Origin of the sequence: Streptomyces griseiscabiei, assembly GCF_020010925.1 — a bacterium.
GTDB classification, from domain to species: domain Bacteria; phylum Actinomycetota; class Actinomycetes; order Streptomycetales; family Streptomycetaceae; genus Streptomyces; species Streptomyces griseiscabiei.
Genome location: NZ_JAGJBZ010000001.1, coordinates 1,528,190 through 1,551,812, shown reverse-complemented (window position 1 = coordinate 1,551,812; position 23,623 = coordinate 1,528,190). Strand labels below are relative to the sequence as shown.

Annotated in this window: 21 protein-coding genes; 11 read left to right on the top strand and 10 right to left on the bottom strand. The window is 73.0% G+C overall.

The genetic code is table 11. The features are described 5' to 3' along the window. Positions 1-86 precede the first annotated feature (86 nt). Both J8M51_RS06845 and J8M51_RS06840 read left to right on the top strand, forming a co-directional pair. The gene (locus J8M51_RS06845) at positions 87-1,127 is read left to right on the top strand and encodes a FecCD family ABC transporter permease (RefSeq protein WP_086755583.1); all 1,041 of its coding nucleotides are present in this window, start codon (positions 87-89) and stop codon (positions 1,125-1,127) included. 291 nt (positions 1,128-1,418) lie between these two features. Continuing rightward, entirely contained in the window at positions 1,419-2,528 is a 1,110-nt protein-coding gene (locus J8M51_RS06840) for a FecCD family ABC transporter permease (protein WP_086755582.1), read from the top strand. Positions 2,529-2,610: 82 nt separating this feature from the next. On the opposite strand, the gene J8M51_RS06835 is transcribed toward J8M51_RS06840, so the two are convergent. Beyond that, positions 2,611-3,336: a hypothetical protein gene (locus J8M51_RS06835; protein ID WP_179203078.1), complete on the bottom strand. Its 726-nt coding sequence runs from the start codon at positions 3,334-3,336 to the stop codon at positions 2,611-2,613. A gap of 162 nt (positions 3,337-3,498) precedes the next feature. Between J8M51_RS06835 and J8M51_RS06830 the strand changes: the two genes are divergently transcribed. After that, positions 3,499-4,332, top strand: coding sequence for an ABC transporter ATP-binding protein (locus tag J8M51_RS06830; protein ID WP_086755584.1), 834 nt, complete (start codon positions 3,499-3,501; stop codon positions 4,330-4,332). Positions 4,333-4,521: 189 nt separating this feature from the next. Here J8M51_RS06830 and J8M51_RS06825 read toward each other — a convergent pair whose 3' ends face one another. Continuing rightward, entirely contained in the window at positions 4,522-5,469 is a 948-nt protein-coding gene (locus J8M51_RS06825; RefSeq protein WP_086755580.1) for a methionyl-tRNA formyltransferase, read from the bottom strand. A 118-nt stretch (positions 5,470-5,587) separates the two neighbouring features. Between J8M51_RS06825 and J8M51_RS06820 the strand changes: the two genes are divergently transcribed. The 5 genes from J8M51_RS06820 to J8M51_RS06800 all read left to right on the top strand — a co-directional run bounded on the left by J8M51_RS06820 (position 5,588) and on the right by J8M51_RS06800 (position 10,725). Continuing rightward, entirely contained in the window at positions 5,588-6,922 is a 1,335-nt protein-coding gene (locus tag J8M51_RS06820; protein WP_086755579.1) for a lysine N(6)-hydroxylase/L-ornithine N(5)-oxygenase family protein, read from the top strand. Positions 6,923-7,075: 153 nt separating this feature from the next. Then, the gene (locus J8M51_RS06815) at positions 7,076-7,513 is read left to right on the top strand and encodes a hypothetical protein (protein ID WP_267299036.1); all 438 of its coding nucleotides are present in this window, start codon (positions 7,076-7,078) and stop codon (positions 7,511-7,513) included. Between the two features lie 111 nt (positions 7,514-7,624). Continuing rightward, complete coding sequence (locus J8M51_RS06810) at positions 7,625-8,170, top strand: hypothetical protein (RefSeq protein WP_267299035.1); 546 nt, start codon at positions 7,625-7,627, stop codon at positions 8,168-8,170. 81 nt (positions 8,171-8,251) lie between these two features. Further along, positions 8,252-9,436 (top strand): PLP-dependent cysteine synthase family protein, encoded by a 1,185-nt coding sequence (locus J8M51_RS06805; protein WP_267299034.1) that lies wholly within the window; start codon positions 8,252-8,254, stop codon positions 9,434-9,436. Then, positions 9,433-10,725 carry an MFS transporter gene (locus tag J8M51_RS06800; RefSeq protein WP_086759991.1) on the top strand — a complete coding sequence of 431 codons (1,293 nt, stop codon included), beginning with the start codon at positions 9,433-9,435 and terminating at the stop codon, positions 10,723-10,725. Before J8M51_RS06805 ends, J8M51_RS06800 begins: the two co-directional genes overlap by 4 nt. A gap of 84 nt (positions 10,726-10,809) precedes the next feature. Here J8M51_RS06800 and J8M51_RS06795 read toward each other — a convergent pair whose 3' ends face one another. After that, on the bottom strand, positions 10,810-12,093 hold the full coding sequence (locus J8M51_RS06795) for a streptophobe family protein (protein ID WP_086759993.1): 1,284 nt from the start codon (positions 12,091-12,093) through the stop codon (positions 10,810-10,812). Positions 12,094-12,263: 170 nt separating this feature from the next. Between J8M51_RS06795 and J8M51_RS06790 the strand changes: the two genes are divergently transcribed. Further along, positions 12,264-13,580 carry a DUF6777 domain-containing protein gene (locus tag J8M51_RS06790; RefSeq protein WP_179203308.1) on the top strand — a complete coding sequence of 439 codons (1,317 nt, stop codon included), beginning with the start codon at positions 12,264-12,266 and terminating at the stop codon, positions 13,578-13,580. Positions 13,581-13,646: 66 nt separating this feature from the next. On the opposite strand, the gene J8M51_RS06785 is transcribed toward J8M51_RS06790, so the two are convergent. The 7 genes from J8M51_RS06785 to J8M51_RS06755 all read right to left on the bottom strand — a co-directional run bounded on the left by J8M51_RS06785 (position 13,647) and on the right by J8M51_RS06755 (position 21,834). Further along, positions 13,647-15,122, bottom strand: coding sequence for an FG-GAP-like repeat-containing protein (locus tag J8M51_RS06785; protein ID WP_086759996.1), 1,476 nt, complete (start codon positions 15,120-15,122; stop codon positions 13,647-13,649). Between the two features lie 171 nt (positions 15,123-15,293). Then, positions 15,294-16,130: an ABC transporter ATP-binding protein gene (locus J8M51_RS06780; RefSeq protein ID WP_086759998.1), complete on the bottom strand. Its 837-nt coding sequence runs from the start codon at positions 16,128-16,130 to the stop codon at positions 15,294-15,296. Beyond that, complete coding sequence (locus tag J8M51_RS06775; protein WP_086760001.1) at positions 16,127-17,098, bottom strand: ABC transporter ATP-binding protein; 972 nt, start codon at positions 17,096-17,098, stop codon at positions 16,127-16,129. Before J8M51_RS06775 ends, J8M51_RS06780 begins: the two co-directional genes overlap by 4 nt. Continuing rightward, positions 17,098-17,940 carry an ABC transporter permease gene (locus J8M51_RS06770; RefSeq protein ID WP_086760003.1) on the bottom strand — a complete coding sequence of 281 codons (843 nt, stop codon included), beginning with the start codon at positions 17,938-17,940 and terminating at the stop codon, positions 17,098-17,100. Before J8M51_RS06770 ends, J8M51_RS06775 begins: the two co-directional genes overlap by 1 nt. Further along, positions 17,937-18,890, bottom strand: a complete 954-nt coding sequence (locus tag J8M51_RS06765; RefSeq protein ID WP_086760005.1) for an ABC transporter permease — start codon at positions 18,888-18,890, stop codon at positions 17,937-17,939. Before J8M51_RS06765 ends, J8M51_RS06770 begins: the two co-directional genes overlap by 4 nt. A 6-nt stretch (positions 18,891-18,896) precedes the next feature. Beyond that, positions 18,897-20,570, bottom strand: a complete 1,674-nt coding sequence (locus tag J8M51_RS06760; protein ID WP_086760007.1) for an ABC transporter substrate-binding protein — start codon at positions 20,568-20,570, stop codon at positions 18,897-18,899. A 19-nt stretch (positions 20,571-20,589) separates the two neighbouring features. Then, positions 20,590-21,834 carry a C45 family autoproteolytic acyltransferase/hydolase gene (locus tag J8M51_RS06755; protein WP_267299033.1) on the bottom strand — a complete coding sequence of 415 codons (1,245 nt, stop codon included), beginning with the start codon at positions 21,832-21,834 and terminating at the stop codon, positions 20,590-20,592. Between the two features lie 127 nt (positions 21,835-21,961). Between J8M51_RS06755 and J8M51_RS06750 the strand changes: the two genes are divergently transcribed. Continuing rightward, on the top strand, positions 21,962-22,867 hold the full coding sequence (locus J8M51_RS06750) for a MurR/RpiR family transcriptional regulator (protein ID WP_216588360.1): 906 nt from the start codon (positions 21,962-21,964) through the stop codon (positions 22,865-22,867). A gap of 93 nt (positions 22,868-22,960) precedes the next feature. After that, the gene (locus J8M51_RS06745) at positions 22,961-23,551 is read left to right on the top strand and encodes a DinB family protein (protein WP_086752815.1); all 591 of its coding nucleotides are present in this window, start codon (positions 22,961-22,963) and stop codon (positions 23,549-23,551) included. Positions 23,552-23,623: the final 72 nt, after the last annotated feature.

Genomic DNA, 23,623 nt, shown 5'->3' with positions numbered 1-23,623 from the left:
CAGGCACCGGCGGCGAAGGAAGACCTACAGTTCAACGGGCGCTCGCCCTACAGTTAAGGCAAGCCTCATCAAAGAAAGTTGAAGACGTGGGGACCTCCACGGTCCGGGCGGCGAAAGGCCCCCGCGCGGTACTGCTGCTGACGCTCTCGGGCGTGGCCTTGATCACACTGTGCGCCCTGTCGATGGCGTTCGGCGCGCTCGGCGTCCCCCTCGACCAGGTGTGGCACACCCTCCTCGGCAACCCTCCCAACCCCCGTGTCGACACCGTCATCTGGTCGGTACGACTGCCCCGCACCGCCCTCGGACTCGCCACCGGCGCCGCCCTCGGACTCGCGGGCGCGCTGATGCAGGCACTCACCCGCAACCCGCTCGCCGACCCCGGCATCCTCGGCGTCAGCGCGGGCGCCGCCTTCGCGGTCGTCCTGTCGGTCGGGGTGCTCGGCATCTCCTCGGTGTACGGGTACATCTGGTTCGCCTTCGGCGGCGCGTTCGTCGCCAGCGTCCTCGTGTACGTCCTCGGCGGGCTCGGCAGATCCGGCTCCACCCCGGTCAAACTCGCCCTGGCCGGTGTCGCCGTGACCTCCCTGCTCTTCTCCCTCACCAGCGCCATCGCCCTCACCGACCCGGACGCCCTCAACCGCTACCGCTTCTGGAGCGCGGGTTCGCTCGCCAACCAGGACGACGAGGTCCTGCTGCGCGTCCTGCCGTTCCTGGCCGTCGGCGCGATCCTCGCCCTGGCCTGCGCGCCGGCCCTCAACAGCCTCGCCCTCGGCGACGACGTGGCCAAGTCCCTCGGGCTCAAGCTCGGACTGATCCGGGTCCAGGGCGTCATCGCCGTCACCCTGCTCACCGGGGGAGCGGTCGCCGTCATCGGCCCCGTCGTCTTCGTCGGCCTCGTCGTCCCGCACATCGCCCGCGTCCTCGCCCAACTCGCCGGACTCGGCCCGGACCACCGCTGGCTGCTCCCCCTGTCGGCCGTCCTGGCGCCCTGTCTCCTGCTGACCGCCGACATCGCCGGCCGCCTCATCGCCCGCCCCACCGAGATCCAGGCCGGCATCCTCGTCGCCTTCATCGGCGGCCCCTTCTTCATCGCACTGGTCCGCCGCCGACGCCTCGCGGAGCTGTGACATGACCTCTCGACCGGGTGGGCACAGGTCCGCGACCGGTGAGCCGCGGGTGTGCCGACCCGTCGCCGCCGAGCCATGGAGAGCGCGGGAGCTGTCCGGCCGTCCGGGGAGGGCAGGCCCGCGGGCCGCCGCCCCGTGCGAAAGCGGCGCCGTGGCCGATGCCCCGAGGGAGGACGGCGTCGCGGTCGCCCAACCAGGGCCCCACCGCCCAACCATGACCCCCGAGACCGTGATCCCCGAGACCTTGGCGCCCGTGGCCCATGACGACCCGATCCGTGGAGCTGTGAGCCGATGACCACCGACCTCGTCCCCGAATCGCCCCCGAAGGGGGGCGCGGCCCCGACACCGAAACGGCGTACGGCCGACCGCCTCGCCTTCCGGCTCCCCGTGCCCCCCGTCTCCGGCGTCGTCCGCCCCCGGCTGCTCGCCGTCTGTCTGCTGCTGGCCGCCGCCGCGTTCCTGGCGTTCGCCGTGGAGACCTCCGTCGGCGACATCCATCTGCCGCTCACCGACGTGATGAAGGCCCTGGTCGGCACCGGCGACCCCGGCACCGAACTGATCGTGCGCGAACTGCGGCTGCCGCGCGCCCTCGCCGGGCTGCTCGTCGGCATCGCGTTCGGCATCTCCGGGGCCCTGCTCCAGACCGTGACGCTCAACCCGCTGGCCAGCCCCGACATGATGGGCATCACCCAGGGCGCCGGCGCGGTGGTCGTCGCCGGGATCGTCCTCGGCTGGGACGGCGGCCTCAGCACCCAGGCCCTCGGCCTGCTGGGCGCGTTGACCGCCGGACTGCTGGTGTACGTCCTCGCCTGGAAACGCGGCACGACCGGCTACCGCATCGTCCTCGTCGGCATCGGCATCGCCTGGATCTGCACCAGCATCACCGACTACCTCCTCGCCCGCGGCCAGCGCTTCCAGGCACAGGCCGCCCTCGGCTGGCTCGTCGGCAACCTCAACGGCCGCACCTGGGAACAGGTCCAGCCGCTCGCCGTCACCATGGCCGTGCTGGTGCCCCCGGCGGTCCTCCTCGGCCGGCAGATCCGGGTCCTCCAACTCGGGGAGGACGTCGCCAAGGGGCTCGGCACCAAGGTCCACGTCGTCCGGGTGGCCGTCCTGCTCATCTCGGTCGGGCTCGTCGCCTTCGGCACGGCCACCGCCGGGCCGGTCGCCTTCGTCGCCCTCGCCGCGCCCCAGGTCGCCCAGCGTCTGGCCGGCACCCCGTTCCCGCCGCCCGTCGCGGCGGGCCTCACCGGCGCCGTGATGGTGCTGGTGTCCGACCTCGCCGCGCGGAAGGTCATCCCGGACACGGAACTCCCCGTCGGGGTGGTCACCGGGGTGCTCGGCGCCCCCGTCCTGCTGTGGCTGCTCATCCGCGCCAACCGCGCCGGTTCAGGAGGCTGAAAACGTGTCATCGAAGTACGAACCGGCCACGAAGGGCGAAGCCCGTGCGGACGCCTCTGCCGACCCCCACACCGAAACCCCGTCAGGGCTCCGTCCGGACACCCCGACCGATCCCATCACCGGAGCACCGGGAGGCTCCCGCGCCGATGCCCCGACGGACAGCGGCACCGAATCCCCCGGAGGTTCCCGTGCTGATGACCCGGCGGCCGGCCGCACCGAAGCCCCTGTCGACATCCGCGCCGAAGCCTCCGTCGACACCCGTGCCGGAGCGCCCGTCGGCATCCGAGCCGAAGCGCCCGTCGGCCTCCGCGCGGAGGCCCCGCCCCGCTCCGAGGCCGCGGCCGGTTCCGGTGCCGAGGTCCCGTCCGGTCCCCGTCCGGATGCCCCGCCCGGTTCCGGCGCCGAAGCGCCGGGAGGCTCCCGTGAGGGTGTCCGGGCGGATGCCGGTGCTGATGTCCCGGCCGCTGCCCGTGCGGTCGCCTCGGCCGGTTCCGGTGCCGAAGCCGCGGCTGGTCCTCGTGCGGATGCCGCGGCCGACCCGGGAGCCGAAGCGCCGGGACACTCCCACGTCGCTGTCCCGGCTGATACCGGCACCGAAGCCCGAGTCCGTTCCCGTGACGGTGTCCGGGCGGATGCCGGTGCTGATGTCCCGGCCGCTGCCCGTGCGGTCGCCTCGGCCGGTTCCGGTGCCGAAGCCGTGCCTGGTCCTCGTGCGGATGCCGCGGCCGACCCGGGAGCCGAAGCGCCGGGACACTCCCACGTCGCTGTCCCGGCCGGTACGAGCGCCGAAGCCCGGGACGGCTCCCACGGCGACGCCTCCGCCGCCCCCCGTGTCGACCCCTCCGGCGACTCCCGCCCCGATGCGCGCTCGGATTCCCGCCCCGGCCGGCGCGGCGGCCGACGCCCCGGTGCCCGTGGCGGCGGCCCTCAGGCGGGCCCCCACGGTGGCCCCCGTGCCGACGGCCCCGAACTGCGCGCCGAGGGGCTTCGCCTCGCCTACGACGACCGGGTCGTCGTCGAGGATCTCGACCTCGTGATCCCGACGGGCCGGGTCACGGCGATCGTCGGGGCCAACGCCTGTGGCAAGTCCACCCTGTTGAGGGCGCTGGCCCGGCTGCTCACGCCCAAGGCGGGCGCCGTCCATCTCGACGGCCGCTCGGTGCACTCCATCCCGACCCGCACCCTCGCCCAGCAGCTCGGCATCCTCCCGCAGACCCCGGTCGCCCCCGAGGGGTTGACGGTCATCGACCTGGTGGGACGCGGGCGTTCACCGCACCAGACATGGTGGCGGCAGTGGTCGAAGGGCGACGAGGAGGCCGTCCACGAGGCGCTGCGGGCGACCGCCATGAGCGACCTCGCCCACCGGCCCGTCGACGAACTCTCCGGCGGACAGCGGCAACGCGCCTGGATCGCCATGGCCGTGGCCCAGGGCACCCCCGTGATGCTGCTGGACGAGCCGACGACCTACCTCGACCTCGCCCACCAGATCGACGTCCTCGACCTGGTCACGGACCTCAACCGGCACCAGGGCCGCACCGTCGTCATGGTCCTGCACGACCTCAACCAGGCCTGCCGGTACGCCGACCACATCATCGCCATGAAGGGCGGGCGCGTCGCCGGTGAGGGCGCCCCGGCCGATGTGATCACCGCCACCATGGTCGAGGACGTCTTCGGGCTGCGCTGTGTCGTGGGGGAGGACCCCGTCAGCCGTACGCCCATGGTCATCCCGATGGGCCGCCACCACGAAGGCCGCCCGGCGTCCGACGACGCGGAACCGGTGTCCGTGGCGGGCACCGCCGGCTGACGTACGGCCGGCGGTGCCCTCGGCCTCACGGACCCGCAACGGCAACGGGCCCGTGAGTGGCCCGGGGACGGACGGGGCCCCGCGAGGAAGCACGGGCGGCCCGTCCGGTGGGTTCACCGGACGGGCCCGCCATCCGTAACGCGCAGTCAGCCGCAGTCATCCGCCGTCATTCGCCTCCGTGGCGGAGGGTCACGGACGAGCCGTCAGATAACCGCCCATCGTGCGGAAGTAGTCCGTCGCCGCCAGTTCCCGGCCGTCCTCCGTGCGCACCCGCTTGACCACCAGCCCGGGCAGCCGCCCGGAGCGGGCCTCCGCACCGGCGACGATGACGACACCGTCGCCCTCACGGATGAAGATCCGGCCCGGCGTACCGCCGTAGCGTCCCTCGGAGACGGCGGCCGAGACGATTCGGATCCGCTCGCCCCGGTGGTGGGTGAACGCGTTGGGATACGGGTCGGACTGGGCCCGTACGAACCGCTCCAGGTCCGCGGCGGGCCAGGTCCAGTCGATCCGGCTGTCCTCCAGGGACCGCTTGTGGAAGAAGCTGGACCGGGAACGGTCCTGCGGCGTCCACACGGCCTTGCCGGAGGCGATGAGTTCGAGCGACTCGGTGACCAGCGGGCCGATCAGATCGACCGTGCGGTGGAAGAGGTCCGTGGCCGTGTCCTCGGGCCCGACCCGCACCGAACGCTGCAACAGCACATCGCCCATGTCGAGTTCGGAGTCCATGCGGTGCGCCGTGACACCGACCTCCGGCTCGCCGTTGATGAGCGCCCAGATCAGCGGCGAGAAGCCCGCGTACGTGGGCAGCAGGGAGTCGTGGATGTTGAGGGTGCCGTGGGGTGGCAGATCGAAGATCTCCGGTGGCAGCCAGGTACGCCAGTTGTTGGCCACGATGAGGTCCGGATCGGCCTCCTTGAGCGCGCGCAGCAGCTCGTCGTCGTCCGGGCGGTTGCGCAGCAGCACGGGCACGCCGTGCTGTTCGGCGAGATCGGCGACCGAGTCGCTCCAGATCTTTTCGTACGCGTGGTCGCTCTTCGGATGAGTGACGGCCAGGACCACCTCGTGGCCCGAATCCAGCAGTGCCTGCAGCGTCCGGTGTCCCCAGGTCTGGTACCCGAACATAACGACCCGCATATGAGCCCTCCTCAGCCGTTGCTAGGTAAGGCTAACCTTATCTAATATGTCCCTGCTTGGGGGGAGGCTGTGTTCCTGCTTGAGAAACTCTGTGACCCGCTCTATGAAAGGCGATGCGGTGACAACGCTGCACACCGGGCCGGATTCCATCTACGACGTACTGGGTATCGGATTCGGCCCATCGAATCTCGCGCTCGCCATCGCACTGCATGAACAGTCCGTGAACGCCGGTCCGGAGGGCGGGCTGAAGGTCGGGTTCCTGGAGAGACAACCCCGGTTCGGATGGCACCGCGGGATGCTCATCGACGACGCCACGATGCAGGTGTCGTTCCTGAAGGACCTGGTGACGATGCGCGACCCCACCAGCGACTTCAGCTTCCTGTGCTACCTGCGCGACCGGGGCCGGCTCGTCGACTTCCTCAACCTCAAGACCCTCTTCCCCCTGCGCATCGAGTTCCACGACTACTTCGAGTGGGCCGCCGCCCGGGTCGCGCACCTCGTCGAGTACTCGTCCGAGGTCGTCTCGGTGCGTCCCGTCACCCGCGACGGAGTGGTCCGCTACTTCGACGTCACCAGCCGGGTGCCCGGCGACCCGGACAGCCTGACCGTCCGCCGCGCCCGCAGCGTCTGCGTCGCCACCGGCCTGGAGCCGCGGCTTCCGCAGGGCGCTTCCCTGTCCGATCGGGTCTGGCACAACAGTGAGTTGCTGCCCCGCGTCGAGAAGGCCGTCGCCTCGGGCCGGCCGATACGCCGGGCCGTCGTCCTCGGCGCCGGACAGAGCGCGGCGGAGGCCGTGGACTACCTCCACCGCAACTTCCCCGAGGCCGAGATCTGCTCCGTCTTCGCCAAGTACGGCTACACACCCGCCGACGACAGCCCCTTCGCCAACAAGATCTTCGACCCCGAGGCCGTCGACCTGTACTACGACTCGCCCCGCGAGGTGAAGCAGTCGCTCTTCGACTACCACCGCAGCACCAACTACTCCGTGGTCGACATGGACCTGATCGAGTCCCTGTCCCGGACCATGTACCAGGAGAAGGTCCAGGGCCACGAGCGGCTGCGGATGATGAACGTCTCCCGGCTGCGCGAGGTGGAGGCGGGCGCGGACGAGGTCGAGGTGACCGTGGAGTTCCTGCCGACCGGGGAGCGCGAGGTCCTCTCCGCCGACCTCCTCGTCTACGCCACCGGCTACCAGCCTCAGGGCGTCGGCGACAACCTGGGCGAGATCGGCAAGCTCTGCCTGCGCGACGAGGAGGACGCCCTGCGGGTCGGCCGTGACCACCGGGTCGCCACCGTGGCCGATGTCACCGCCGACATCTACCTCCAGGGCGGCACCGAGCACACCCACGGCCTCACCTCGACCCTGCTCTCCACCACCGCCGTACGGGCCGGGGAGATCTGTGCCTCCCTCGTGGCCCGCCGGGCGGCCGTCCTGGCGGCGTCGGAAGGGTGAGGGAGCGGCGCCACCGGCACCGGAGCTGAGTGCTCGCCGCAGCAAATCGGTCATTCGCATGGCGCGTTGACACTCCGGGCCGGGAGAGCCGGACGATCGGACTCCGGAGCGCGCTAGCATCACGGTGTGATGACGGCTCGGTCACTTCGGCACATGGCACGGGCCCGCGTTCTCGCGGGCCCGCTGCTGCGTGTGCTGGGCCTCGCCGCAGTGCTGTTCGCCGTCGTGCTGACCCATGGCGCGGCGCCGGAGAACCACGTTGGACATGGGGTGACCGGCACGGCGGCCCATGGCACCGCCACACCGGAGCACGCGCTCCCCGGCGCGGTGGCGGACCTCGTCGACCCCGCCGCCGTGCTCTTCGTCGGCCCCCGCCACGGGCACGGCGAGCACGGGCCCGGAGGCCCGGCCGAACACTGCGCCCCCGCGCAGCCACAGCAGGGCCCCGCCCTCGCACAGCCCCGCTTTGCCGCGTCGGTTCGCGAAGCCGCGACCCCGGACCGCGCGCCGACCCCGCGCAGGGCCGACGAGCCGCTCCCGGCCGACGCGTCGTCAGCCGCCCTGAGAACACTGGTCGTCCAGCAGGTCTAGGTCACGGGATTCCCCTTCCCGTCCGCCTGACTCCCGCCCCGCATCCGCGCTCCCCACCGGCTCCCGGCCCGTACGCCGAGCCGGCCGGTCCCGCGCGCCCGGAGGACCGCTGTGCCGACCCGCTCCCGTACGCCCGCGCACCACCACCGCCGGGCACGGGCCCCCGCCCCCCGCCCACGACCGCCCCGCCCACGACCGCCCGGCGCCTCGCCGGGACCGAGGTGGCTCGCCGCCCTCGTCCGCCTCGTCCCGCTGATCGCGGTCGTCCTGTGCGCCCTCGCCCACGGCCCGATCGACGCCTCGCACCGGCCGCCCCCGCCCGACGCCCGGATGACGATCACTGGACCGGTCACGATCACTGGACCGGTGACGGTCGCCGTACCCGTGACGATCGCGGGGCCGGTGGGTCCGGGGACCCCGCACGGACCCCACGGCCACCACTCGGGCGAGGAGTGCGGGCCCGGCGGTGTCCTGCGCCCGTCGCCCGCCCCGGCCTCGAACCCCGCCCCGCCCGCCGCCGATCCGTCCCCCTCGCCCGCCGCGCTCGCCCTGGCGGCCCCGGCCCTCCTGCGGCCCGTCCGCCGCCGCCCGTACCGGCGCCGACGTCCCCGTACGGGCCGAACGGCCCTGATCCGCACCGCACGGTGGCGGATCTAGACCTCTCGCCCGCGGCCGTCCCGCATCCGGGTCGCCGCGCACGTGCACGCATCCGCGCCAACGTCCAGCGAGAGCGAAACCATGCGATCGATCACCAGCACCACGCCCCAACCCGCCTCCTCCCACGGGGAAGCCCCCGCCGAGGCAGCCCCCTCCCCGGACTCCCCGGGCTCCCCGGCCGCCCCCGGCCGTCCGGCCCTCCCGGCGCTCGTCGGCAACACCCCCCTCCTGCGGATCTCCGAGCCCCTGACCCCGGCCGGACACGGCTTCTGGGCGAAGCTGGAGGGCTTCAACCCCGGCGGCATCAAGGACCGCACCGGTCTGTACATGGTCGAACGGGCCCGCGCACGTGGGGAGTTGCGCCCCGGCGCACGGATCGTCGAGTCCACCAGCGGCACCCTCGGCCTCGGCCTCGCCCTGGCCGGAATGGTGTACGGCCACCCCGTCACCCTGGTCACCGACCCCGGCCTCGAACCCTCCATGACCCGGCTGCTCGGCGTCTACGGCGCCGAGGTCGACATCGTCACCGACCCGCACCCCACGGGCGGCTGGCAGCAGGCCAGGCGCGACCGGGTCACCGAACTCCTCGACCGGTACGACGGTTCCTGGTGCCCGGACCAGTACAACAACCCCGACAACACCACCGCGTACACCCCGCTCGCCCTCGAACTGGCCTCCGCGCTGGGCCACATCGACATGCTCGTGTGCAGCGTCGGCACCGGCGGCCACTCCGCGGGCGTCGGCCGGGTCCTGCGGCAGCTCTACCCGGACATCGTCATCGTCGGCGTCGACACCGTCGGCTCGACCATCTTCGGCCAGCCCGCCCGGCCCCGGCTGATGCGCGGCCTCGGCTCCAGCATCCACCCGCGCAACGTCGCCTACGACACCTTCGACGAGGTCCACTGGGTCGCCCCGCACGAAGCCGTCTGGACCTGCCGCAGGCTGGCCGCCTCCCACTACGCCACCGGCGGCTGGAGCGTCGGCGCGGTCGCCCTCGTCGCGAGCTGGCTGGCCCGCACCGAGTCCGCCGACACCCGGATCGCGGCGGTCTTCCCCGACGGACCGCAGCGCTATCTCGACACCGTGTACGACGACGAGTACTGCGCCCGGCACGGACTGCTCGCCGGACCACCGGCCCCCGAACCCGAGGTGATCGGCCGCTCCGACGAGAAGGAGGTCACCCACTGGACCCGGTGCGCCGACGTCGTCGACCCCCTCACCCCCCTCACCCCGCGCACCACGGGCGGCGAGGGGAGCGCCGAGTGAAGGGGACCCTCGCCCAGGCCCGCTCGTACGACCGGGCCGTCCGGCTGTTGATGGTCAACCAGTTCACCATCAACCTCGGCTTCTACATGCTGATGCCCTATCTGGCCGCCCATCTCTCCGGCACCCTCGGCCTGGCCGGCTGGATCGTCGGACTCGTGCTGGGCGTACGGAACTTCAGCCAGCAGGGCATGTTCGTGGTCGGCGGCGCCCTCGCCGACCGCTTCGGCTACAAGCCGCTGATCGTCGCGGGCTGTGTCCTGCGCACAGCCGGCTTCGCGGCGCTCGGCTTCGTCGACTCCCTGGCCGCGCTGCTCGCCGCGTCGGCGGCCACCGGCCTCGCGGGCGCGCTGTTCAACCCGGCCGTACGGGCCTACCTCGCCGCCGAGGCGGGGGAGCGCAGGGTCGAGGCGTTCGCCCTGTTCAACGTCTTCTACCAGGCGGGCATACTGCTCGGCCCGCTGGTCGGCATGGTCCTCACCGGCGTCGACTTCCGCGTCACCTGTCTGACGGCGGCCGGCATTTTCGCGGTGCTGTCGCTCGTACAGATCCGCGCCCTGCCCGCCCGGGGCCGCGAGGACGGCGGGGAACGGCGGGGCGAGGGCCGGGAGAGTCTGCTCACCCAGTGGCGGGGCATCCTCGCCAACCGGCCCTTCCTGCTCTTCGCCGCCGCCATGACCGGCAGTTACGTCCTCACCTTCCAGGTCTATCTGGCCCTGCCCCTGGAGGTGCGACGCGTCGGCGGTGACGGGGAGTTCGGCACGGCCGCCGTCGCGGTGCTCTTCGCGGTGTCCGGGCTGAGCACGATCCTCGGGCAGACGCGGGTGACCGCCTGGTGCAAGGCACGGTACGAGCCCGGCCAGGCGCTGATCCGGGGGCTCGCGGTCATGGGCGCCGCGTTCGTGCCGCTGCTCCTGGCCACGACGGTGCCCGTGCCCGACGCCGGACCGGGACTCTGGCTGCTGGCCGCCCTCCCGCCGACGCTGGCCGCGCTGCTCCTGGCCGTCGGCACGATGATCGCGTACCCGTTCGAGATGGACACCATCGTCCGTCTCTCCGGGGACCGGCTCGTCGCCACGCACTACGGGCTGTACAACACCGTGTGCGGAGTGGGCATCACGGTCGGCAACCTCCTCACCGGCGCGGCCCTGGACACCGCCCGCGAGGCCGGACTGCCCGCGCTGCCCTGGCTCGCGCTCTGCGCGCTCGGCCTCGGCTGCGCCGCGTCGGTGTACGGCCTGCACCGCACGGGCCGGCTCGCGGCGCCCGTGCCGAAAGGAGTGACCGTCTGACCGGCCCGAACCGCTGACCGGTCGACAAGGGGTGGGCGCCGTACGGCGTCCACCCCGACCCGGGGCGGCAGCCACCCGCCGCGTCTACCGGTGGCCCGGGCTCTCGACCGGGCCCCGTCGCCGTACCCTCTTCGCCAGCGCTCCGCCCACGAAGCCGGTCACCAGCCCCCAGAGGACGGCCAGGCCCAGCGCGGACCACAGATGGGGCCGCAGGTACAGCTCCCCGCCCAGGCCGCCGCCGAGGTCGCCGATGCCGATGACCGACAGCCCGTAGTGCGCGGAGATCCGGCCCACCAGACAGACCGTCAGGACGGTGAGCAGCAGCGCCGCCGCCATGTGCACGGCGTGCTGCCACAGCCGTGTCCGGGCCGGCGAGCGGGCCGCCATCACGAACGCGGCGGCGATCAGCAGCACGGCGTTCACGGCGAGCAGCCACCAGACCCGGCCGTCGTACTCGGCGAGGGAGCCCAGGTTCAGGGTCGACACATCGGGTCCGCGCACGACCTCGTCCAGGATCTTCGGCATCGGCAGCCCGAACGGCCCCTCGACCTGGCTGTCCCAGGTGGCGCCCAGCCCGATCGTGAAGACCAGCCACACCACGTTCGGCAGTCCCAGCAGGATCACCGCGGCCGTCTCGGCGGCATGCCCACGGGTCGCCGCCACCACGACCGCGATCACCAGCCCGATCCCCACGTACGCCAGCAGCAGACCGACCATGGCGTACGCCGCCGGGCGCACCGACTCCTGGAACCGCAGCAGCCGCGCCGGCAGCGGCGCCCCGCGCGACACCAGCAGCGCCAGGACGAGGACCCCGGCGAGCCACAGCAGCCCGAAGAACACCGTCGGCACCACGGCCGCCTCGAAGCCCACACCGGCGGAGGTGCCGAAGAAGTCGCCCACCTCGCCGAGGGAGATGTCGAAGGTCTGCCGGGCGCCGAGCGCGAGTCCGATCAGCGCCGCCAGCCACAGCACGGCGATCCGGGCCGCCCAGCCCGCGAGTTCGGTCGCCCCGGCCACCGCCCGGTGCCGCAGCGGACGCAGGAACCCGGCCGCCATGACCAGCGCGCCCACCAGGGTCACCGACAGCGGGACCACCGTCAGACCGGCCCGGGTCTCGGCGAAGGCCCCGGCGTCGCCGGACAGCTCGATCGTGCCGCCGACCGCCGTGACGACGGTGGCCGCGACGACCCGGGGGAACGCGCCGTCCGGGAGGTCCGCCGCGCCCGCCGCCCACAGCCCGAGCGATGCCGTCACGACCATCGCGACCAGCCCGGCCAGCACGGCGACCAGCGCCTGGAGCCAGCCGTGCCGGGCGACCGGCCGTTCGGGTGCGGTCGTCTCCTGGGGAGTCAGCGTCCGGGGACTCACTCTTGCCACGCTAAGCACGCGCGGGGCACTCCGCGCGCCGGGAGGGTCGGCCCGCTCGGCTTGCGGGCGGCACGGGACCAGAGCACACAATGAGCCTGTTGTGGAATAAAGCGGCTCTAAAGGCCTGAAACGGTGCGGAGTCGCAGCATCCCTATGGCGGGAGAAGACCCGTGAGTTCCGAGCAACCGTCCTCCGGCCGCCCGACCGGACCGCCCTCCGGCCCTCTCTCCGGGCCGACGCGACCGAGCCCCACCCCGCCGAGCCCGACCCGGCCCAGCGGGCAGACACCCCCGGAACGGCCGAGCGACGCCTCGGGCGCGGGCGGAACCGGCGGGCCGGGCGGAACGGGCGGTTCCGGCGGATCAGGCGGGTCCGGTGGCGGCCCCGGTGACTCCGGCCAGGGCGCAGGCCCTGGCCCCGGTCACCCCTGGTGGCGGTCGGCCCCCCGGATCGCCCTCATGGTCGCCGCGGCCGTCGTCGCCGTGGTCCTGGTCGTCGTCCTCACCCGCTCCGACGACTCGGGCGACTCGGCCGGCGGGGAGGTGTTCCTCCAGGCCGCGGGCAAGTCCGGCCCCGACCCGTTCACCGAGTCGACGGCGACGGACAGCTCCACCCCGCCCGAGACCCCCGACGCGACACCGGGCGGATCGGAAACCGGCACGGTGACCCGCGCGGTGGACGGCGCGTCCCCCGGCCTGTACGGCGGTACGCGGAACACCGCCAGCTGCGACGTCGAGAAGCAGGTCGAGGTACTCGGGGCGAACCCCGCCAAGAACGACGCGTTCGCCTCCGTCGCCGGCGTCGAGTCCTCCCAGGTGCCCGCCTATCTGCGCTCGCTCACCCCGGTGCAGCTGCGCATGGACACCCGCGTCACCAACCACGGCTACCGCGACGGGGCCGCCACCAGCTACCAGGCCGTCCTCCAGGCCGGCACCGCCGTCCTCGTCGACGACCGGGGCGTGCCCCGGGTGCGCTGCGCCTGCGGCAACCCGCTGAAGCCGCCGGTCGCGCTGAAGACCACCCCCGAGCCCAAGGGCGACTCCTGGCCCGGGTACCGGGCGCAGAACGTCGTGGTCGTCGAGCGCTCGACCACGATCGTCAAGGTCTTCGTCCTCTACGACGCCGAGCACAAGGACTGGTTCACCCGGCCCAGGGGCGACACCGGAGGCAAGGACAAGAAGACCGACCCGCCGCACGACCGGCCCTCCCCGTCGGTGTCGACGTCGTTCACCGAGAAACCGCCCACCAAGAAGCCCGAGCCGTGCCGTCCGACCCCGAGCGGAGCGACCGGCGACGGCAAGACCGAGAGTCCCTGCCCGTCCTCGTCCTCGGTGCCCCCGACCACCCCCTCGGAACCCGAGCCGGAGACCTCCGAGCCCACGACTCCGCCGGTGAGCCCCGAGACGGCCGGCTCGCTCCCGGACGACACCACGACCACGCAGACCGCGTCCCTCGACGCCCCGGAGTCGGTCACGACCGGAACCTGACCGGCCGGCCGGGCGGCCCCGGGGCCCGCCGGACCTTCCCGGCCGGCAGACCCCGGGCCGTACGGCTCACTCGTCGATCGCCGACCCGAAGAGCGCGCCCACGTGCGGTGCCCCGAGCGAGGCGGCGTTGTACGTCCACGACCCCGACGCCGTGATACCGCCCGCGCCCGCCGACAGCACCCAGACATGGCCGTCACCGGCGTTCTCGCCCGGCGCGGCGGCCAGCAGCCCGAAGCGGCCGTCGCTGTTCGGGTCGGTCAGCCGGACCTGGGCGCCCCACTTGTCGCCCTTCTCGGCGGCGCCCGGCACGTCCGCGGAGTTCTGGTCCCAGGACTTCGCGCCGGTCGCGGTCAGCCCGGAGGCCGAGCCGCGCAGCACCCACACGGCGCCCGCGTCCGCGACCGTGCCGATGTCCTCGCCCGAGGCGCCGATCGCCACGTCCGCGTACCCGTCCCCGTCGGTGTCCGCGACCGACAGGTCCGAGCCCCAGCCGTCACCGGCCTCGGAGACACCGGGCACCCCGGGGGAGTCCTGCACCCACCACTGCGGCTCGGCCGCCGGCCCGTCGGGACCGCCGAGGCGGACACCGACCAGACCGCCGGTCATCGTCTCGCCCGGGTTGTCGTCGGGGGAGTTGGGCTCGCCGGTCACCAGGTCGTCGTAGCCGTCGTCGTTGATGTCCCCGGACGCCGAGACCGGGCCGCCGCGCAGATCACGCTCGTACTTCAGCCCGTCCGCGTTGCCCGACAGATACGTGGACCAGCCGTGACCGGGTTCGTCACCGACGCTGAGGCCCGACACGATCAGATCGGCGAAGCCGTTCTTGTCGTAGTCGCCGGTGGTCAGGGACTTGGCCGCGATCTGGCGGGCCTGCGCGGACTTCGAGCCGGTCCCCCGGCCGGCCTCCTGGGGCACGATGCCGTCCGCCGTCGTACCGCCGAACGAGAACAGCTCCACGCCGTACCCGTCGAGGACGGCGAGCTGGTCGCCCTCGGTCTCGGCGGTGAAGCGCGCGGCGGCGAGGCCGAGGCCGAACCGCTCGTCGGCGGTGGGCTCCTGGGTCTCCAGCCATTCGCTCGCGGCCCCCTTGAGCCCGGCCTTCGAGCCCCAGAGGATGGCGGCCCCGCCCGCGTCCTTCTTGGTGTCGAGGTCCTCGCCGGGGATGCCGACGATCGCGTCGTCGAACCCGTCGCCGTTCAGGTCGCCGGTGGCCACCGAGCGGCCGAAGCCGTCGCCCGCCTCGGCGGCGCCCGCGATCCCCGAGGTCGACTGGCTGAACACGGCCGCGTTGCCGGTGTCGATGCCTCCGGCCGAGCCGTACTGCACGGTCACCAGCCCGGCGCCCGCCTTGCCGCTGACGGTGGCCCCCGGCGCCCCGATCAGCACGTCCTCGTATCCGTCGCCGTTGAAGTCGCTGTTGCGGTCACTGGCCTGCGTACTGCCGGGCACCCCGGCGTACGCGGACGGGGCGGCGACGATCGCCGCGCCGGAGACGAGAAGAAAGGTGGCCGCCGCGAGGGCGGCCGAACGGTTCTTGCGCATGTACGGCTCCATAAGTGAAGAACGGCCGGGCAGCGCGGGGGTGTCCGGAAAGGGCCCGTTCCTTGTCCGGCGCCCTGTTTGACGACCGATGGGACAGGAGGGTTGCACGGGAGCGCACACCACTTGAGGAGGCATTTCTTCCGCATCGGGCTCCGGATGTGACGCCGGCTCCTACCCGGCGAGCGCCGCCCGCGCCGCGACCGCGTCGTCCGGATCCCATCCCTCCCTCGGCACGGCGGCCAGCAGCAACCGCGTGTACGGGTCGGCCGGTTCACCGAGCACCCGCCGGGTCGGCCCCTGCTCGACGACCTGCCCGCGCCGCATGACGAGGACGTCGTCGGTGATGTGCTGGACCACGGCGAGGTCATGGCTGACGAAGACCAGGGCGACGCCGGTGTCCCGGCGGATCTCGTCGAGCAGGTGGAGGATCTGCGCCTGGATCGACACGTCGAGCGCGGCGACCGCCTCGTCCAGCACCAGCACCCGGGGCCGGACGGCGAGCGCGCGGGCGATGGCCAGCCGCTGCCGCTGTCCGCCGGACAACTGCCGGGGCCGCGCCTCGGACTCCCGCGCCCCCAGCCCGACCTGGTCGAGCAGTTCGGCGGCCAGTCCCTCGTCCCGGCCGTGCAGCCGCAGCGCGGTGCGCAGACACTGACCGGCCGTCAGCCGGGGGTCGAGCGAGATGTACGGGTCCTGGAAGACCATCTGGATCTCGCGGGCCCGCGCCAGCCGGGCGTCCCGGCGCCTCGGCGTTCGGGTCTCCCGGGGGCGGCCGTCGACCGCGACCGTGCCCGAGTCCGGGCGCACCAGCCCGACGAGCATCCGGGCCACGGTCGTCTTGCCCGACCCGGACTCCCCGACGATGCCGAGGGAGCCGCCCCGGGCCACCGTGAACGACACCGCCTCGGCGGCGGTGAGCCGGCCGCGTCCCGGCAGGGGGTAGGTCTTGCACAGCCGGTCGACGACGAGCGGGGCGTCGGCGCCCTTCTGCTCGGAGGTGTCGTTCATGGGGTGGTGGTCCTTTCCGCCGTGACGGGCAAGGAGGACAGGGCGGTCGCCGGTACCCGCCGGCACGCGGCCGTTCCGCCATCCGGCAGGGTCACCGCCTCCGGTCGCCAGGTCTCGCAGTCGGGCTGGGCGTCGGGGCAGCGGGCGGCGAACGGGCAGCCCGGGAAGGTGTCGCCGAGGGACGGCGGCCGGCCCGGGATCGGCAGCAGGGCGCGGGGTGTCTCGCCCAGGGTCGGAGAGCAGGAGAGCAGCCCGCGGGTGTAGGGGTGCGCGGGGTCGGCGAACAGGGCCCCGGCGGTGCGCTCCTCGACGACCCGGCCCGCGTACATGACGTAGACCCGGTCGCAGTACGCGGCGGCCAGATGCAGATCGTGGGTGATGAACAGCAGCCCGGCGCCGGTCTCGGCGCGCAGGACACGCAGTTGGGCGAGGATCTCGGCCTGGGTGGTGACGTCGAGCGCGCTGGTGGCCTCGTCGGCGAGCAGCAGCCGGGGCCGCGCGGCGAGCGCCCCGGCGATGACGACCCGCTGGAGCATGCCGCCGGAGAGTTCGTGCGGACGCTGCCGCAGCCGGCGGTCGGGGTCGGACAGGCCCACGGCGGCGAGGAGTTCGACGGCCGCCTTCCGGTCCGCGCCCCGCTCCCGCAGGAAGTCACCGATCCGGCGTACGGGGTTGAGGGCGGCCCGGGGGTCCTGGTGGATCATCGCGACGGTACGGGCGCGATGGCGCCGCAGTGCCTCGCCGGTGAGGGCGAGGACGTCCGTGTCGCCGACCCTCACCGTGCCCGAGACGCCCGCCCCGCCCGGCAGCAGCCCGAGCGCGGCCTTCGCCGTCGTCGACTTGCCGGAGCCGGACTCGCCGACCAGGCCGACGACCTCGCCGGGGGCGACCCGCAGGGAGACGTCGTCGAGGACCGGGCGGGCGGCCCCCGGGACGCCCACGGTGAGGTGATCGATGGTGAGCAGCATCAGGCCTGCCTTCCGAGCCGGTCGGCCGCCCAGACGCCGACCACGTTGAAGGAGACGACGACGGCGGCGATGGCCGTGCCGGGGACGAGAGCGGGCAGCAACGCGCCCTGGACGACGGCCGCCTGCCCCTCCTGCACCATCAACCCCCAGTCGGAGCTGGGTGGTTGGGCGCCGAATCCCAGATAGGAGAGGGTGGCCAGGGACATCAGGGCCTCGCCGAAGAGGACCACCAGATAGCCGGTCACCGCCCGGCCGAGGTTGGGCACCAGATGGAAGGCGCAGATCCGGGCGCCGCCCATGCCCTGCACCCGGTAGGCGTCCACGTACGGCTTGCGGGCCTCGGACAGGGCCAGGGACCGGGTGTACTTGGCGACGGTCGGGGTGTAGGCGAGACCGAGGGCCAGTACGGACGTGGTCATGCCGGTGCCGAGGACCGCGATGATGAGGACGGTGAACAGCAGCCCGGGGAAGGCGTACATGACGTCCGTGACCCGGGAGACGAGGGAGTCGGCCCAGCCGCCGCGCCAGGCCGCGAGCACCCCGAGGGTGACACCGAGCAGCGCGGCCACCGCGAGCAGCAGCAGCGGCGCGATCAGGCTGGTGCGGGCGCCGTGCAGGACCCGGGAGAGCAGGTCCTGCCCGGAGGCGTCGGTGCCCAGGAGGTGGTCGCCACCGGTGCCGACGAGGGAGGCGGACAGGTCGATCGCGTCGGGTGCGTACGGCGCGAGCAGCGGGGCGAGGGCCGCGGCCAGGACGACCAGGACCAGGAACCCGGCGGCGACCGTGACCCCGACGGGACGGCGGGCCCGGGTTCCGACGGGGGTGAGCGTGAGGGTGGTCATGCGGTGCGGGCCTCCTCGCGGACGCGCGGGTCGAGGAGCGGATGGACCAGGTCCACGACGGTGGTGACGGCGATGTAGCCGGTGACCATCAGCAGCAGGACGGCCTGGGTGACGGGGAAGTCATGGGTGTTGATGGCGCCGACGAGCAGCGAGCCGATGCCGCTCATCCCGAACGCGGTCTCCACGACGACCGTTCCGGCGAGCATTCCCGCCATGACCAGACCGCACATGGTGATGATCGGGCCGAGCGCGTTGCGCAGCACATGGCGGCGGACGATGTCGCGTTCCGGGATGCCGGAGGCACGGGCCGCCTCGACGTGATCGGAGGCGGCGGCCTCCGCCATGGCCTGCCGGGTGACCCGGCTGATCAGGGCGAGCGCGCCGAGCGCCAACGACAGCGCGGGCAGCGTCAGATGGTGCACGGTCCCGGCGAACCCGCTGCCGCTGCCCGTCACCGGGAACCAGCCGAGCCGCACGCCGAACAACGAGACGAGCGCGATCGCGGCGACGAACGACGGCACGGACGCGGCGAGCGTCGTCCCGCCCACCACCGCCGAGTCCACCCAGGTCGACTGCTTCACGGCCGCCAGGATTCCCGCGCCGACGCCGAGCACGACGAACAGCAGTGTGGCGTAGGCGACCAGGCCGAGCGTGGTGGGCAGCCGGGCCGCGACCAGGTCGGACACCTGGTCGCTGTACTTGAAGGACCGGCCGAGGTCGAGATGGAGGCAGTCCCACAGCCAGCGGCCGTACTGCACGACCAGCGGCTCGTCCAGGTGGTACTGGGCCCGGACGGCCGCGAGCCGCTCGGGGGTGAGCTTGTCGCGGCCGCCGGCCAGGAACACGGCGGGGTCTCCGGGCGCCCCGTACACGGCGGCGAAGATGACGAACGAGGCGGCGAAGAGCGTGGCCAGGAATCCGGCCAGCCGCCGCGCGATACGTGCGGGCACGTGCGGTCAGCCCTTCTCGGCGCCGAGCCCGGCCGCCCACGGGTAGTAGAGGTACGCCTGTGAGGCCGGCGCCCCGGTCAGCCTGTCGCTCAGCACCAGCACCGACGGCACCTGCGCGACGGGGATCCACACGGCGGCGTCCGCGAACAGCTTCTGCACGTCGATGGCGAGGGCCGCCCGCTCGGTGTCGTCGAGGGTGCCCAGCGCCTTGGTCACCTTCTCGTCGTAGGCGGCGTCCGCGAAGCCGATCCAGTTGTTGGACGAGTCGGACAGTCCGTTGTCGTAGAAGCCCATCGGGTCGGACTTGGAGATGTACCAGTCCGCGACCAGCACATCGATCTCCGCACGGGCCTCGGGATCGCTGTAGAACTCCTCGAACTGCGTGGTCGGTACGGTCTTGACGGTGCCCTTGAGCCCGATCCGCTGGAGCGCGGCCCGTACGGCGCCCGCGACGACCGTACGGCCCTGGGTGGCGTCCGTGCCGATGACGATCGGCTCGGTGGGTGTCCCCGCCTCCTTGACCAACTCCTTGGCCTCGGCGATGTCGTCGGCGTCCGGCGAGGCGGGCGCGGTGGCCGCCAGCTCCTTCTGCGCGGCGGCGAACTCGTCCTTGGCGTACCCCCAGGAACCGGATCCCACCGGGCTGGCCCAGGGCTCGACGAACCCGCCGTAGCCGGACTTGGCGATCCCGGCGCGGTCGAGCGCCAGCGACAGCGCCTTGCGGATCCTCGGGTCCTTCAGCCCGCCGCGCTCGGTGGGGATGAGGTCCAGGGTGGCGGTGGAGGGTCCGTAGTACTGGGCGAGCCCCTTCACACCCCGCAGGGCGGAGGCCGTGTTGGGCGACTCGGCGAACGTGCCGTCGGCGGCACCGGTCCTGAGCGCGTTCACCAGGGCGCTGTCGGCGGCCCAGCGGAAGACGACCTCCTTCGTGAGCGGCTTCTCGCCCCAGTAGCCGTCGTACGCCTCGATGGTGATCGAGTCGCCGGACTTCCAGCCACTCAGCTCGTACGGCCCCGAGCAGGCGTCGCTCTGCCCCGGGGTGCCGAAGTCGTCGCCGGCCTTCTCCACCTGCTCCTTGTTCCAGACGATGCCGGCGTCACCCGCGAGCGCCTTGGTGAACAGGGCGTCGGGCTTCTTGAAGCGGATGGTGATCTCGCGGTCCCCGGTCTTCTCCATGGAGGAGACGTTGGGGAACTCGTCGCTCTGCTCCATGTCCGGGTCGGCGTGCCGCTCCAGGCTCCACAGCACGTCGTCGGCGGTGAGCTTCGAGCCGTCGTGGAAGGTGACACCGTCGCGGACGGTCAGGACGAGCGTCCTGTCGTCGGGGGTGGTCGCCTTCTCCGCGAGCAACGGCTCGACCGTCATGTCGGGCTGCAGCTGGTAGAGCCGCTCGCAGACGTTGGTCAGGACGACCCGCCCGGCACTGGACCCCTGGGTGTCGAGGTCGAGGGAGTCGGGTTCGTCCTCCAGCAGCCAGTTCACCTTCGCCACGGCGCCCCGCGCCGCGGGTGTCATGGCCGTGAGCTTCAGTTTCGCGGCGTCGGCCGCCGCGCCACCGGTGGCGGCCGTGTCGGCGCCGCTGCAGCCGGCGGTCGTGAGCAGGCCCGCCGCGGCCAGCCCGGCGGTCACCGCTCTCCGGGTGTTCTTCGCCTTCGTGGTCTTCGTCCTCGTCATCGCCATCGGATGAACTCCTGTGCTCTCAGCTGGGGCAGTCGGTGGAGGGGGAGAGGCTGCCGTGCGGGCCGTCGTAGAGGTTCCACGGCAGGTGCTGGTAGTCGCGGTCGCACGGGGTGCCCGCGGTCACGTGGTAGTCGCCGCTGGTCAGGTCCACGCAGGAGGAGACGAGCGTGGTCCAGCGCTCCACGACGGGCCTGCGGGTGTCGGGGTGGGTGCACAGCGACTCGGGCAGTCCGAGGTGGTCGGACATGGCCTGCTTGATGAGCTTGCGGGACTCGTCGGGCCCGGTGGAGCCGCGCAGCGCCCGCAGCCCCTGCTCGGCGCGGGGTACGCGCACCAGGGAGTCGGAGGACAGGGGGCGGTAGCCGGCGGCGATGGCCGCGGGGACTCCCGCCTGGTAGTGGTTGCCGTGCACCAGGAGACCGTCCTCGGGGTGCAGCCAGCCGTGCCCGGCGGGTGTGGTCTCCAGGTCGACGGCGAAACCCTCGCGGACGGTCAGCAGCGCGTTGGAGGCGATGTGGGCACGGGTGCGGCACAGCACGTCGAGGGCGTCCGTGATGCTGGCCCGGTCCAGGACGCTGCGGCGGACGACGGTCTGCGGCAGGCCGACCGTGTCGTCGAACCGGCCGCCCAGACCGTTGGCGTTGAGCGCGATGCCCGCCGAGTTGGCCCCCTGGCGGCCGACCTGACCGGCCTCGACCTGCATGATCAGGGTCGGCGCGGGCGGCTGCACGATCCGCAGCATGACGACCGTGTCGGCCGCGCCCGCCCGCCAGTCCCAGTTCTGTCCGGCCCACACATGGCCGTCGCCGCTCGCGGGCCCGTACAGGGCGAACGAGGTGCAGCCCTCGACCCGCTCCTCGGCGACCGTCTCCGGTTCCGTCTCCGGTTCCGTCTTCGGGGTTCTCGGCTCGGCCGCGGCCATCCTGGCGAACGACTGGTCGTAGAGCACCTCGCCGCGGGCGTTGAGCGCGAGCACGTCCAGCAGGGTCACACCGGCGCCGTCGGCGATGCCCCGCATCTCCTCCAGCAGGTGGGGGGCGTACGAGCCCACCGGCTCCCGCCAGCGGGCGGCGCGGGCGGTGACCTGGTCCCAGGTCAGTCCGGCGGCGTGGCCGAACGCCTCCTCGTAGTAGGCGAGCGCCGCGTGCAGTTGCGGCCGTACGGCCTCGCCGTACTGCCGTCCGCGCTCCAGGGGAGCGCCGGAGATCTCGACCAGGGGGAGGGACCGGGATGAGGGGGCTGCCGGGGCAGAGGGGGATGCCATTCTTCTCCTCGCGACGGAGAGCTGCCCGTGGGTGACGCCGTGCTGTAACGTCGGTTACGAGAAGCTTTCCTTTTGGAATGCGTTGTCCAGGAGAGTAACGCCCGTCACAAGGAAGTCAATGTCTGTAATGAAAATTTCAGATCCTGGGGATCTCGGCGAGGGCCTGATCCGGCTCCGGGCGGCGGTCCGCGACCACTGGGAGAGCCTCTCCGCGTCCGAGCGCGCGGTCGCCCAGTATCTGGCCAGCGCCCCCGTCGAACAGCTCCTCTTCGCCGGCGCCCAGGAACTCGGCACCGCCAGCGGCACCAGCAACGCCACCGTGGTCCGCGCCCTCCAGCGCCTCGGCTACGCCGGGCTGCCCGCCCTCAAGCGCGAACTGGCCACCGGCTTCACCGCTGCCGTGGCTCCCGAGGTGCGGCTCAGACAGCGCATCGCGCATGTCGGCCCCGACCTGGACGGCATCTGGACCGATGTGCTCGACGAGGCCCAGGAGCGCATCGACCAGACCCGCCGGCTGACCGGACCCGACGCCCTGCGTGCCGCCGTGACCGCGCTCGCCGACGCCGTCGAGATCCACTGCTTCGGGATCGCCGCCTGCGAACCGGCCGCCCGCCATCTCTCCCTCGCACTCGGCCGGATCGACCGCCGCTCACGCTTCGTCAACGCCACCGGGTTCGCCCTCGCCGACCATCTCCTCGCCCTGCGCCAGGGCGACGCCGTGGTGATCTTCCAACCCGGGCGCGCCCTGCACGAGCTGACCGTCCTCGTCGAGCGCGCGCGGGCGGTCGGCGCCCGGGTCGTCCTCGTCACCGACGAACTCGGCGAGGAGTTCGGCGACCGCGTCGACGCCGTCCTGACCGCCCCGCACACCCCCACGGGCATCACCTCGGAGGCCCTCACCCCGCTCGTCGTCGCCGACGTCCTGCTCCTCGCCCTGACCACCCTGGACGAGACCCGGGCCGTGGACACCTCCCACCAACTGACGGTGCTGCGTGAGCAGTTGATGCCCGCCAAGGGCAACCGCAAGGCCTGACGAACGGAATGCGGTGGCGGACCGGGGCGGCGACGGCCCATGATCCTCCGCATGAGTGACAGCTTGGAGACCATGCGGGACGGCTCGGATGCCATGCGGGACGGCTCGGAGGCACGGCCCGGCGAACCGCCCCTGCCGGAGCGGAGACCCGGCTGGGGCGACCGCTTCGTCGGCCCCGAGGCGGACCCGCGCGGCGAGGGGGGCTTCGAGGGTGAGCGGGCCACCCTCGTCGGATACCTCCGCAACCAGCGCCTCACCCTGGAGCTGAAGTGCGCGGGCCTCGACGCCGAGGCCCTGGCCCGCCGCTCGGTGCCCCCGTCGAACCTGTCCCTGCTCGGCCTCGTACGCCATCTGGCCGGCGTGGAACAGTACTGGTTCCGCGAGGCGTTGGCGGGCGAGCGTGCCCCGCGCCACTACCGGGCGGGGGACGACCCCGACGGCGACTTCAACGACGCCGTGGCCGACCCCGAGGCCGTCGCCGACGCCTGGCGGACCTGGCGCTCCGAGGTCGCCTTCGCGGAACGCTTCGTGGCCGGCGCCCCGGACCTCGCCGTCACCGGACGCCACGACGACGAACCCATCGCGCTTCGCGAGGTCCTGGTCCATCTGATCGAGGAGTACGCCCGCCACAACGGCCACGCCGACCTCCTGCGCGAACGCCTCGACGGCCGCATCGGGCAGTGAACCCCGGAGCCGGGTTCCCGAGGAATTCCCCTGAGGGCGCAACGCCGCCCTCTTCCCCTCCCGCCCGGAGTT